Origin of the sequence: Paenibacillus sp. FSL R5-0378 (assembly GCF_038009285.1) — a bacterium.
In the GTDB taxonomy this organism is placed as follows: domain Bacteria; phylum Bacillota; class Bacilli; order Paenibacillales; family Paenibacillaceae; genus Paenibacillus_AQ; species Paenibacillus_AQ favisporus.
Map to the genome: position 1 here is coordinate 6,140,849 of NZ_JBBPAY010000001.1, position 12,223 is coordinate 6,153,071.

11 protein-coding genes are annotated in these 12,223 nt (G+C 53.7%); all 11 read right to left on the minus strand.

All coding sequences use genetic code 11. The annotated features are described in order from the left end of the window. Positions 1 to 121 precede the first annotated feature (121 nt). The 11 genes from MKY74_RS28490 to MKY74_RS28540 all read right to left on the minus strand — a co-directional run bounded on the left by MKY74_RS28490 (position 122) and on the right by MKY74_RS28540 (position 12,204). Positions 122 to 1,660 carry a PucR family transcriptional regulator gene (locus tag MKY74_RS28490; protein ID WP_076169625.1) on the minus strand — a complete coding sequence of 513 codons (1,539 nt, stop codon included), beginning with the start codon at positions 1,658 to 1,660 and terminating at the stop codon, positions 122 to 124. 836 nt (positions 1,661 to 2,496) lie between these two features. Next, complete coding sequence (locus MKY74_RS28495; protein WP_076177009.1) at positions 2,497 to 2,688, minus strand: hypothetical protein; 192 nt, start codon at positions 2,686 to 2,688, stop codon at positions 2,497 to 2,499. A gap of 48 nt (positions 2,689 to 2,736) precedes the next feature. Further along, positions 2,737 to 3,051 (minus strand): CD3324 family protein, encoded by a 315-nt coding sequence (locus MKY74_RS28500; protein WP_076177008.1) that lies wholly within the window; start codon positions 3,049 to 3,051, stop codon positions 2,737 to 2,739. A gap of 357 nt (positions 3,052 to 3,408) precedes the next feature. Next, a complete protein-coding gene (locus MKY74_RS28505; RefSeq protein ID WP_076177007.1) occupies positions 3,409 to 4,002 on the minus strand; it encodes a TetR/AcrR family transcriptional regulator in 594 nt (197 codons plus the stop codon). A gap of 35 nt (positions 4,003 to 4,037) precedes the next feature. Further along, on the minus strand, positions 4,038 to 4,973 hold the full coding sequence (locus tag MKY74_RS28510; RefSeq protein ID WP_076177006.1) for an SDR family oxidoreductase: 936 nt from the start codon (positions 4,971 to 4,973) through the stop codon (positions 4,038 to 4,040). A gap of 168 nt (positions 4,974 to 5,141) precedes the next feature. Next, entirely contained in the window at positions 5,142 to 7,307 is a 2,166-nt protein-coding gene (locus MKY74_RS28515) for a HelD family protein (protein ID WP_076177005.1), read from the minus strand. Between the two features lie 210 nt (positions 7,308 to 7,517). After that, positions 7,518 to 8,102 carry a DUF5044 domain-containing protein gene (locus MKY74_RS28520; RefSeq protein WP_076177004.1) on the minus strand — a complete coding sequence of 195 codons (585 nt, stop codon included), beginning with the start codon at positions 8,100 to 8,102 and terminating at the stop codon, positions 7,518 to 7,520. Continuing rightward, positions 8,099 to 8,587, minus strand: coding sequence for a DUF5643 domain-containing protein (locus MKY74_RS28525; RefSeq protein WP_076177003.1), 489 nt, complete (start codon positions 8,585 to 8,587; stop codon positions 8,099 to 8,101). Before MKY74_RS28525 ends, MKY74_RS28520 begins: the two co-directional genes overlap by 4 nt. Before the next feature lie 292 nt (positions 8,588 to 8,879). Beyond that, positions 8,880 to 9,845, minus strand: coding sequence for a 3'-5' exoribonuclease YhaM family protein (locus MKY74_RS28530; protein ID WP_076177002.1), 966 nt, complete (start codon positions 9,843 to 9,845; stop codon positions 8,880 to 8,882). A gap of 144 nt (positions 9,846 to 9,989) precedes the next feature. Continuing rightward, positions 9,990 to 11,285: an NCS2 family permease gene (locus tag MKY74_RS28535; RefSeq protein WP_076177001.1), complete on the minus strand. Its 1,296-nt coding sequence runs from the start codon at positions 11,283 to 11,285 to the stop codon at positions 9,990 to 9,992. A 163-nt stretch (positions 11,286 to 11,448) separates the two neighbouring features. Next, positions 11,449 to 12,204: a tRNA threonylcarbamoyladenosine dehydratase gene (locus tag MKY74_RS28540; RefSeq protein ID WP_076177000.1), complete on the minus strand. Its 756-nt coding sequence runs from the start codon at positions 12,202 to 12,204 to the stop codon at positions 11,449 to 11,451. Between the last annotated feature and the right edge of the window lie 19 nt (positions 12,205 to 12,223).

Consider the following 12,223-nt stretch of genomic DNA (forward strand, 5'->3'; position numbering starts at 1 on the left):
ATTGATGTTAAAATATATTACATTAGATTTTATGCCTTTCACCCCGATGGAACAATGTACTCATCCACCAAAACTGAAAGCGACCCTTTGTGCTCATGGCACAAAGGGTCGCTTTGATCCGCTAATGATTTATTAAATAAAATGTCGTACATAAGTACAATTCGAAACGGCACCTTGGATTGTTCAAATCCATGCCGAGAATCGATTTAATCCGGTCCATCCGGTAATTTACCGAATTGCGGTGAATAAACATCCGCAACGACGTTTCGTTCAGGCTGCCGCCTGTCGCCATATAATGATATAGCGTCCTGACGTAATTTGTGCCGTGGGTCCTGTCATGTTCAGCTAGAACGCCTACCTTTTCCTCAACGAACCGGTTCAGGCGGGCAGGGTCGGTCGATTCCTGCAGCAGGTGGATCATCTCCACTTCCATGTAGGTGAACATCCGGCGCTCCTGGTTCAGCCGGTATCCGATTGACACCGCCGTTCGGGCTTCGCCATAGCTTCGGTGTGCCTCGACTAGGGAGCCCGGACGGCCGATGCCCATCCGCACCCCTTCCCAAGAGCTCAGCTGCCCGGAAAGGGCATCGCACCATGGAAGCGGCACATCCTTGTCCACGATCCGCCGGTCCTGTCCCGAAGGCTTGGCGGAGGGCAGAAACAGCACGATCCTTCCCCCATGGATTTGGAGCTGGGACCGGACTTTCCGCGCGGCAGACTCCTTACGTATGAACGCCTGAATATTCGTGACGACCGTACTGTCCTCATTGTAAAAAGGCTCGTCCGCCTCGACGACAGCCACTTCCCACAGCCACTCGGGCGAAAGACCGAGCTGCCGTCCCCTGGAGGCCGTCACCCGCTCATCGGACACCGTGTTCAAAATCAGCTCCTCGAAAAACGTGCCCCGCAGCCGGTTTTCCGTGTCCTTGGCGATTTTGTTCCTCATCAGCTCAAGCGAGAAAACGAGCCTTGCCTGCTCAATCAGCATGAGATCCAGCTCATTCAGCTCCCGCTTCTCCACCACAAATTTACCCAGCATTTTGTTGTCGACGCTAACCTCCCACTGATGATGCTTCCCCGAAGACCGGTAAGGGTACCCTTCCGGCGACGACGCCAGCACCTCTCCGGCCTTACCGATGATCCATATCGGCGAATCAATCAACTCCGAGACGTTGTCAGCGACGACTTGAATGCCTTTATTGTTTAATACCAGCCGGGTCAGCGCCTTATTGACCTCTTCGGCCCGCCTCAGCAGCACTGCCTGTCGGTTTAAAATTTGATCCATAACATGATATGTTATGTCGATGTAAGCCATCCCGATAGGAAGCTGAATGATCGGAATATCGTATTGGTTGCTTTTATCGATCATTTCCTGCGGGATATGGGGAATAAAGCGTTCCGGCTTAATGGCCACCCCCGCCCCGTTCACTTTGGCGAGCTGTTCGATCATTTCGACCAGCAGCGACGGGTCGTTCCGGGTCGAATAGCCTGTCGTCAGCACCATCTCGCCTTCCCGCAGCCAATTTCCGATATCGGGAACCTCCCAAATATCTATATATTGTACGATACGGTCAAGACCGCGTTCCCCGCTGATCAGCTGCGCATGCTCCATCACCGGCAGCTTCAGCATTTCCCTGACCGTCAAACCTTTCGGACTCATTGCATCACCTCGCGGTTCACGGATATCTGGGTGCAGCATGTCCTTTTGCTTTCGTAACCGCTTGAATATGCCCCCTCTTCATTGTACCTTACTGCTTAGCCCCGATGCTATTGCTTTGTAACCGCACCCAAAAGAAGGAAAGAGGCGGACTTCCGGGCATAAGAAAAACGTCTATCGACGTACTTCCAAAGAAGACAGACCGCGTTTAGCTGAAGTTTTTCTTGCGATTATAGAATGGTTCAGCTTCGCTGAAATTTATAAATTCTATAATCTTAAGAAAAACGTCTATCGACGTACTTCCAAAGAAGACAGACCGCGTTTAGCTGAAGTTTTTCTTGCGATTATAGAATGGTTCAGCTTCGCTGAAATTTATAAATTCTATAATCTTAAGAAAAACGTCTATCGACGTACTTCCAAAGAAGACAGACCGCGTTTAGCTGAAGTTTTTCTTGCGATTATAGAATGGTTCAGCTTCGCTGAAATTTATAAATTCTATAATCTTAAGAAAAACGTCTATCGACGTACTTCCAAAGAAGACAAACCGCGTTTAGCTGAAGTTTTTCTTGCGATTATAGAATGGTTCAGCTTCGCTGAAATTTATAAATTCTATAATCATAAGAAAAACGTCTATCGACGTACTTCCAAAGAAGACAGACCGCGTTTAGCTGAAGTTTTTCTTGCGATTATAGAATGGTTCAGCTTCGCTGAAATTTATAAATTCTATAATCTTAAACAGCAAAAAACCGTTCAGCATCCGAACGGTTTCTTTAGAAACGGCCCGCCTGCTGAGCCATTTCGAGCATATGAAAAAGAGGGTTTAACGCTGCGCGCACTCTTTACTGCTGCCGCATTTTGGAGCGGAACAAACGCGAGAGCATACCTGGCCATGGACTGTTCCATCCGCCGTACAGCTGTACTGTGCTTTCCACAGGTTTTTCCGTTGCACGCAGCAACCGGCTCCTTCGTCTGTGCAGATCCGCGTGCTTGTATTCCATCAATTTCTCTTGTACATAGTGGTGTTCCATCATATTTTTTCTCCTCCGATCTATATTACGCATAGATGGGGAGGTGTTCGCCTACTGGCGTGCCGACACTTTTTGTTTCGAGGCATCCGCGGCATGTTCCGACCGTTTCTTAAAAATCACCTTACGGATGCTCTCCTGAGACAGGTGGAAAGCCTGTTTCAAGTATTCGATTGAATGACCTTGGCAATGAAGAGCAAAGATCTCCTCGTTTCTGCGTTCGATCATTTGCCGTGTCCCGCTGTTTACACCCCATCCGACGCGTTCGTTGCTTCTCTTCGGGATGTAAATCAGCTCGCCCTCAATATGTTTCTGAAGTTCCTTCAGCAAACTAGGGGGAAGCACATCCCTCCCGTTTTTGTAATTCACGATAAACGTCCTCCTTAAACTTCAACAGATGTCCAGTTCCGACGGTTGTTTCAAACCCGCTAAATGCTTGGATCATGCTGTTTTCGCCTCCTTTCGAATTATGTACCCATATATTTTAATAAGACGGTATAAGGGGAGCCGATCGGCCCCCCGATACTGCGGGGCTTCGCTTACGCGAAGACCACCTCGTATTGTGTGATCAAATTGCATCAGCCTCCTTTCGTACAGAATCGTCGGCCGTCCGACACCTTTATTAACTCATATTTTGGGAATTCCAGCAAGTGAAAGAACGGATATAAATATTCTTTACCTCTTCAATGATGATAGGATATTCCTCACCACCGCTGCTGTACCGGGCTACCGGAGGAGAATTCCCATCAGAAGGCCGCTCTCATTCCGCCAATAATCCGGCTGTCCCGGTACCTCCTGCAGCATTAAGCCCGTCAGCGCAGACAGATAGAGAAACAGCAGCCGGCGGGGGTCTCCTTCGCGAAATTCGCCTGCTTCCTGGCCTTTGACCAGAATCGGGACCAGCTGCTCAATCGTATCCTCCGGCGAATACCGCCCGATCATTTCCTTCGCCCGCTCCGGAACATCGCTCGAGGTTTGAGCCTGGTGGATCAGCAGAAAGGCATCCTTATTATCACCCTCCAGCATAGCCTCCGTCAGGACGCGGATTTGCTCGGCAGGGCTTCCCGGCATACGCCCCAGCTCCTTCATCGAGTGCTGCGCCTCCTCCATCGCCTCCTGCACGAGTTCGGTAAACAGCTCTTCCTTGGAGCTGAAGTAGCGGTAAGACAGCCCTTGGCTGATTCCAGCTTCGGCGGCAATCATGCTCATTTTCGTTCCGTTGATTCCGTGCCGGGCGAACACCTTCAGCGCCGCCTTCTTGATCTGTTCCCTGCGTTCATCATGAATTTGTTCCAATTGCTGCTCGTTCAGCGGTGCCACGTTGGCGCCCTCCTTTTTATCAGTCTTCCCTGCTTTTATTGTATCCGTCGTAAGCCCGGTCCGGCAAGAAGTCCGGTCTGTTCTTCACTCACCTGCCATAGACGGCTCGCGCCGGCTTCATCCCGCGCAGCATTGGATGGCGTCTGCAGCTTCATGTCCGCGTAATAACCGCCGCTCTTCAGCAGAAGCTCCGATGATTCTGCGAGCCATACGAGCGTCTGGGCCCCTTGTTCAGGCGTTCGGGAAAAAGGCTTCATGCAGGCCATCGTCAGCCGGGCCAGCCCTCCGTTATCCTGGTTGAAGTTGGTCGCCACCAGACCGGGATCAAAACAGTGAGCCGTAACTCCCGTACCGTTGAGCCGTCTGGCCAGCTCGGCGGTGAACAAAATGTTCGCCAGCTTGCTCTGGCCGTAGCGGAGATTCGCACCTCCGAGAAGCGCCTTTAGTCCGCTGTACAGGCGGTCACCGTTCATATCATTGAAGTCAATGCCCCTTCTCGCCATTTTATGACCATGGGAGGAAGTCGTAATAATCCGGGCATCGCCGCTCGCTATCAGCCGATCCAGCAGCAGGCTGGTCAGGAGAAACGGGCCCAGATGGTTCACCGCCCAGGTCATTTCCAGGCCGTCCTCGGACAGCTTCTTCTTGACAAACATCGTTCCCGCGTTGTTGATCAGGCGGTCGATCCGGGGAACGCGGTTCAATATTTCGGCCGCTGCGCGGCGGATATCCTGCTGGGATGACATATCCGCAATGAAGCAGTCTACCTGGGCTTCCCCGTTTGTCATCTTACCCAGCTCTGCCGACAATTCAGCAGCTTTACTGCGGCTGCGGGCCACGATGCCCAGCTTCGCCCCTCTCAGGACCAATGCCTTTGCCGCCGCGTAACCAATGCCGCTGGTCGCTCCCGTGATCACGATATATTTACCTTCAAGCGTCCGGCTATTGTTGAACCGTACCGTGTTGTTCATATTCGATCGACCGCCTTTTCCTATTTTTATGAATGAACCATTCATTCATTTGTCTTCAGTATATCTCCCCTCCCAGGTACTGTCAATCGTATTTTGAAAAGTTGGGCTGCAACGGTTATCACAAAAAAAGGACCGTCCCTTGTGAAAGGAACGGTCTTAAGTTCGATGCTATTTCCACCCGCTTGTGACGATATCCTCCTGCGGGTTGTTCAAATATTGCGGCACCGCATCCTCATGCATGATCCAGAGCTCGTGCAGCGCGCGCGTACAGCCGACGTACATCAGCTTGGCATCCCAGGCCTGATCGCCGTAATGGGCAAGATCCGCATCAGCCACGATGACGGCGTCGAATTCCAGACCTTTGGACAAATACACGGGGAGAACCGATAAACCGCCTTCATACGCCTTTTTGCCGCCGTCTATCAAATGCAGGTCAGGTATTCCAGGGGCCAGCTGCTCATGCAGCCGGGCGGCGTCGGACAGCGTCCGCGTGAGAATGGCTACCGTCCGGTAATCGCCGCCGGCCAGCTGCTGCAGCCCTTCCTGAAGGGAGCGGACCCTCCCCGCTTCTCCCGTATGATACGGAAGAATGCGCACCGGATTGCCGCTGCGGAATACGGGTACGGCGAGCAGATCGCTCTTCACGCCATTTTCCAGGATACCGTTGGCGAATTCGATAATTTCCATCGTCGAGCGGTAGCTTCGCGTCAGGGCAAAATAGGCGGTGTTCTCCGGAGCAAACAGCGAGCTCATTTCCTCCCAGCTGTGGACGCCGCGGTAGGCGTGGATCCCTTGCGACAAGTCGCCCAAAATCGTGAAGGAGTGTCCCCGCACAAACAAGTCCAGCACCGCCACCTGAAACGGGGAGAAATCCTGCGCTTCGTCGATGACGATATGGTCAAAGCGCTGTTCCCCCGTAATGTCATTCAGCAGGTAGTGCATATAAAGGAGAGCCGGAAGATCCTCTTCCCGGATGACGTCCTTTTTCAAGTCGGACTGGGTAGATTTCAGCACTGCGGCAGGGATGCCGCTCAGCGCTTCCTCCGGCCAGCCGCCGGTCGTTTTGACGGCTTTGAACATCTGCTTGTACAGCAGCAGCGGCTCGTATTTCGGCCATTTGTTCGCATACGACTTTTCACGCTGCGCCGCCTTCTTCTTCCGGTCCTTGAGCGCTGCCGCCGAAGGTGACTTTTTCAGCTCCATTTCGATCCAGCGGTGGATTCTGGCCATGACCCTTTCTTTTCGCTTCGCCAGCGGGTACGGCTTATATTCCTCATTGAACCAATGCAGAATCGTCTCTCTAGCCAAGGTTGCCCCTTCCCACGGCATAAAATCGCCAGGTGGCACCGAACTCGATTCCATAGACGACAAGCAGTCACGGATCATCTGCATGAACACAATCGACCCTTTGAACCGTCCCGGCACGTTATCGGTGATTTCCGGCATGCCCCCCGGCGTCTCGAACCAATACCGCAGCGTTTCTTCGTTATCGGCCAGCGAAAGGTCAAGTCCCAGCAGCTGGAGTGCCCAGTCCGCAAACGTACTCTGCTGAATATCCCCGACCCCGAGCTCAGGCAGCACGTCGGAGATGTAATCCAGAAACATGTGGTTCGGGGCAAAAATGATCATTTTGTCCGCCGACACCTGGTCCTTGTACTGGTACAGCAGAAAAGCCAGGCGGTGCAGCGCCACGGTTGTTTTACCGCTTCCCGCCACCCCCTGGATGATGAGCGCCGTGTTCCGTGCGGCCCGGATGATCCGGTCCTGCTCCGCCTGGATCGTCGACACGATGTCCCGCAGGCGATTGTCCTTGTTCTCGCCCAGCCGGTACACGAGAAACTCGTCGGACACGGCGGGCTGGTCGCTCTCGCGGTTGTATGTATCGGCCACCCTCTCCAAAATCTGCTTGCGGATCACCACGTTCCGCTTCAAATACACCAGCCCTTCAATGATGCCCTCAGGCGCTTCGTACGAAGCCGTTTCTTCCCCGCCCGTAAACGAATAGAACAGGCTGGCCACCGGCGCCCGCCAGTCAATGACCATCGGGTGGTCGCCGACCTCCGCTTGGTCTACGCCGATTTTTCCGATGTAGAGCGGCTTGCGCTCCCCGCTTCCTTCCTGAAAATCCAGCCTGCCGAAATAAGGCTCCTGCAAACTTTTGGCAAGGGCCTGGCGCTTCTCTTCCCGGCCCGCTTCCAGCACCTGCTCCGTAAAATCATGCCCGGTGTATACCGGAATGCCGCCCAGCCTCTCAAGCTGGCGGTCGATCTCGGCGATCGTCGCATTCAGCCTACTCTCTTCCTCTTGATAGGCACTTTGAAAATCGGTCTCCACTTTCAGTTACCTCCTAAAAGTATTAAGGAGCGGGTTAACCGCTCCTGCTCTTGTAAGCCAATGCTTAAGGTTTATCCATAAGCCGCGCTTAAAAAGGATATTCAGTATATCATAATCCGGAGGCATTTTACCATAGGGATTTCAGATTCCCGGGGACCGGGGAAAGGAATAAAGACGGCCTATGTTCCCCGTGCTGCGACTTTTGCGGCGTTACTGCAGCTTATGCTCGTACCTGACCTTTCCCTCCCGGTCCAGTCCTTTGATGGATTGCCATGAGAAATCCCGTCCCTCCGTTTTCCACACAAACAGGAACATGCGGTCATCCGATATGCGCTGCCGCTCCGATCCGGACGTCGCCGTATTGCTGCCGCGGTCCTCCATCACCACATCCAGTTCCACGGTAACGATGTCGGGATCGTTGACATAACCGTAAAATTTGGCCAGCCCGCCATCCGATCCGGTGCTCTTCATATCCCAGCTGTAGGCCAGCGGTTTTTCCGGGTTTTTGGGCACACCGGCGACACCTCCGCTGGGATGCCATTTAAAATGGCTCCAGGTGACCGTATCGGCAGAAAACCACTGCTTGTAGGTGCCGAGGAACACCACCGTATCCTGATCCACCTGGACCTTCCTCACGACCTTGGACGGCCCGTAATGATAGCTTCGCTCGGAAAGCTCATGGGCGCCCTGCGCCGTAAAGCTGCCGCGATCCAATCCGGATACCCACAGCAGGATGATGAACAAAATCAGGACCGCGCACCATTCCAGCACTCCACCCAGCCTGCTGATCTTCATTGGGTGCTCTCCTCCTTCTCCAGGAGAATCGGCAGCTCACTCTGCCGGTCATACCAATCATAGCGGAGGGTCAGCTTCTTCGTCCCTGCAGGCAGAGGGTCAAAATAGATCCATCCGTTCTCTCCCCATGGCACTCCGGTGCTGCTCGCCCCGTGCTGGATCAGTTCGTTGCCTGACGCGTCCAGCAGCTTGACGGAAGCCGTCGGGAAGGACCAGCCGTCCCGCACCTTTTTGCGGAAAGCGTAGCGGATCGCGGTCCGTTTGGACGTGGTGTACAGCTCCTTTAAAGTAAATGTATCGTCATCCATGCTCAGTTTCCGGTTCACCGGATACGCCGTAACCCGGCCGTCGTTTTTCAAGTCCGCGATCATAAGCCGGTTGCCGTCTCTCCATGGGAGCCAGTCGACCAGCTGGAACAGCAGCAGCGCGGCCAAAACAAAAATAAGCAGCCTTCGTATCATCATTCCCACCGGTACATTTCTCAAGGGCATGCTCCTTTATTTCATCATGGATCTCAATAGCCATTTGTATTGGTGAAGATTTTACCATAAACCGGAAAAATCGCAATCGGATTCCTGTGCAGTAATCGTCCGTCCGCTCCAGCCGTTTTTTACGCGATGTAAGATCCGGCTGCCCCATGCGTTATTTGCCGCTGAAGATCAAAAAACAGCCAGGGCGGGTCACCGCACACTGACTGTTTTAACATTCCCCATTATTTATGAATTCAGGATCGTATATCGTATAAAGTCCGGAAATCAGACGAAAACGCTCACAACGTTAAGCCTTGCCGTATTTCGAACGGTAGAACGCCTTGTTCTCCAGCGCCCGTACCGGCGTGGTCCATTCATCCGTCATGGACATCGTATCGATGGCGTCTTCGGCGGCCTGCAGCTTGGCATCCATCTGGTCGATGAGATGCAGGGCAAGCGCCTCCGGGATTTGCGGCTGCACCGGACTGCCCCACTCGGCCAAATTATGATGGGCCAGAATAACGTGCTGCAGCAGCACGATTTTCTCCGCGTTCAGGTCCATGCCGTGAAGCACCGCCGCCTCCGTGATCCAGCTGACCGCAAGCGGAATGTGGCCGATCAGCTTACCGGTGAAGCTGTACTCGCTGACGATGCCCAGCTCCGCCGTCAGTTCTTCCGTCTTTGCGATATCATGCAAAATAATACCCGCCACGAGCAGATCCCGATTCAAAAACGGCCGCTGCATGCACACGAACTCGGCCAGCTCCAGCATCCGCACGACATGGTAGGCCAGGCCTGCGTAAAAAGCATGGTGCATGCCTTTGGCAGCCGGATAATGCATGAGCTTATCCCCAACCTTGCCGTAGCAGTGCTCGATAATTTTGCGGAGCTCGGGATCCTGAACGCTTGCCGCCGCCGCCTTGATCGTATAGACCAGGTCCGCCGGCTGCACGGGAGCTGACCGTACGAAATCGGTAATGCTGTACCCGTCTTCATCCTTGGCCGGCCGGATCTGCGTTACTTTAAATTGCAGCCGCTCCCGGTACAGCTGGACGATACCCCGCACTTTGACGAGCATCGGCGCGAAGAACGTCTCCTTGTCCGTCGAGGAGGTGTCCCACAGTTTCGCCGGGATTTCCCCGCTCGTATCCGATAAGATCATATCCAAATAATCCTTGGGCGGCGTGGCGTTCGTCTGTTTGACCTGCAGCGATTTCAGCAGATAGAAGCCCGTAATTTCCTGCCCTTCGGTAAACGATTGAATAAGTGTCATCTCTTGAAATCCTCCTAAATAATTCACTGAAAAACGGTTCAGGACAGCTGCTTAGCTGTCCCTATCCATTACCCCAAACCGGAAAGATCCACCCGCCCTTAAGCGGGTCCCCTTTAACGGGATTCCACTTCCGCGATTTATGCCTTAGAGGAATGCATGCAGCACGAAGTTTGCCACAAACAGTACGGCAATGCCGTACAGCACAGGCGAAACCTCCCGGCCTCTGCCCTGGGCCAGCTTTACCACCGGGTAAGCGATAAAGCCGAAAGCCATGCCGTCCACAATGCTGTACGTAAAAGGGATCATGACCATAATGAGAAATGCCGGGAACGCTTCGGTCAAATCCGTAAACTCCATCTCTTTGACGTTCTGGACCATCAGCCCGCCGATCACGATCAGTACAGGCGCGATAGCACTGTCCGGTATGTAGCTCAGAAGCGGAATGAAGAAAAAGGTCGCTCCGAACAGCAGGCCGGATACGAGCGCCGACAGCCCGGTTCTCCCCCCGGCGGCAATGCCGGCGGAGGTTTCTGCAGCCGCCACCACGGGACTGCTCCCGAATATTCCGGCGAAGATGTTCGATATCGACAGCGCTCGGAGGCTGCCTTTAAAATGTTCCGGCCGGCCGATCATCTGGGTTTGCGCCGCGATGAGGCCGATATTTTCAAAGACGACGATCAGAAGCAGCAGAAAGACGGCGATCCAGAACACCAGGCTGCCGATCCCTGCCGCTGACAGATGGCCGAACAGTTCCCCGTACTGGCGGAAGGTATGTCCGGATTCGAGCTGTACCGGCTTGACGGCACCGAGCAGATAAGCCAGTCCCGTTCCCAGCAGAATGCTGATGAGCAGTCCTCCCTGCACGCCCCGGATAAACAAAATCAGGGCAAGCAGCAGCGTAAAGCAGGACACGATGACGGCCGGATCGCTGAAATGTCCGATGGTGACAAAAGTCGTCTGGTGGGCGATCACGATTTGGCTTTTTTGCAGCCCGATAAACGTCAGAAACAGCCCGATCCCTACCGTAATGCCGTGCTTCAGGTTGTGCGGGATGGCCTCGCTCACGATCCGGTACAAGGACGTAAAGGATACGATCGAAAATAATACGCCCGTGACCGCGACGACCATCAGCGCTTCCTGCCAGGACAGCTTCATGGAATGCACCAGGGTGTACGTGAAGAAGGCGTTGATGCCCATGCCCGGTACGACCACAATCGGCGACTTGCCGCCAAAGGCCATCAGGAGGCAGCCCACAACCGACGTCAGCAGTGTTCCCACCATGGCGGCCTTCAGCGGCATCCCCGCATCGTGCAAAATATTCGCGTTAACCATCACAATATATACGACGGAAAAATACGAAACAGCACCCGCAATCCATTCTTTCTTCCAGCTGTCCCCCGGCAGCAGCCCCAGGCTGCGGTGCCAAAAACTAGATTTCAACAATAGTCCTCCTGTTCGACAAACGGTGTCCAACCTATTTTATTTATACCATATTTGTAAAATAAAAGGCGCGAGCGCCGTTATACGGCCTCGCGCGCCATCACTTGCTTCAGTTATGCCCGTTATTTCGCGAGCGTCTTCCCGGTCGGCTCCGGAATGTTCGTTATACCTGAATCCCTGCTTTGGCGAGCAGGTCCTTCACGGCAACGCTCACCATGATGAGGCCGACGACAGGAGGTACGTAGGCGTTGCTGGCCGGCGGCTGCTTTGCCTTACGGATCTCCGGCGCGTTCTCCGGAACGATTTTTTCCGTCACGTCCACGCGCGGCTTGATCGGCTCTTCGGTCGAGAACACAACCTTGACGCCTTTTTTGATGCCGTCTTTGCGCAGCTTTGTGCGGATGACCCGGGCGATCGGATCCATCGTCGTCTTGGAAATATCCGCAACCTGGAATTTGGTCGGGTCCATTTTATTGGCCGCGCCCATGCTGGAAATGATCGGGATTTTACGGTTCAGGCACTCTTTGATGAGATGGATTTTGTAGGATACGGTATCCGATGCGTCCAGCACGTAATCCAGCTCATACTTAAACAGCTCCTGATAGGTTTCTTCCGTATAAAACATGTTCAATGCGATCGCATCGATGTCCGGGTTGATCAGTTTGACGCGCTCTACCATCAGATCCGCCTTCTTCTGGCCGATGGTCGTCGTCAATGCATGGATCTGGCGGTTGATATTGGTAATGTCAACCACGTCTTTATCGATCAGAATAATGCGGCCGACCCCGGTGCGGGCCAGGGCTTCCACCGCAATGGACCCCACCCCGCCGATGCCGAGGACCGCCACCGTGCTGTTTTTCATGACTTCCAGGCCTTCCGGCCCGATGGCCAGCTCCGTACGTGAAAATTGATTAAGCATATCGTCAGGTGGCCTCCCT

Coding starts and splice junctions, on each gene's coding strand:
- MKY74_RS28540 (WP_076177000.1), bottom strand. CDS start 12,204: ATGCTTAATCAATTTTCACGTACGGAGCTGGCCATCGGGCCGGAAGGC.
- MKY74_RS28490 (WP_076169625.1), bottom strand. CDS start 1,660: ATGAGTCCGAAAGGTTTGACGGTCAGGGAAATGCTGAAGCTGCCGGTG.
- MKY74_RS28520 (WP_076177004.1), bottom strand. CDS start 8,102: ATGAAGATCAGCAGGCTGGGTGGAGTGCTGGAATGGTGCGCGGTCCTG.
- MKY74_RS28495 (WP_076177009.1), bottom strand. CDS start 2,688: ATGATGGAACACCACTATGTACAAGAGAAATTGATGGAATACAAGCAC.
- MKY74_RS28510 (WP_076177006.1), bottom strand. CDS start 4,973: ATGAACAACACGGTACGGTTCAACAATAGCCGGACGCTTGAAGGTAAA.
- MKY74_RS28530 (WP_076177002.1), bottom strand. CDS start 9,845: ATGACACTTATTCAATCGTTTACCGAAGGGCAGGAAATTACGGGCTTC.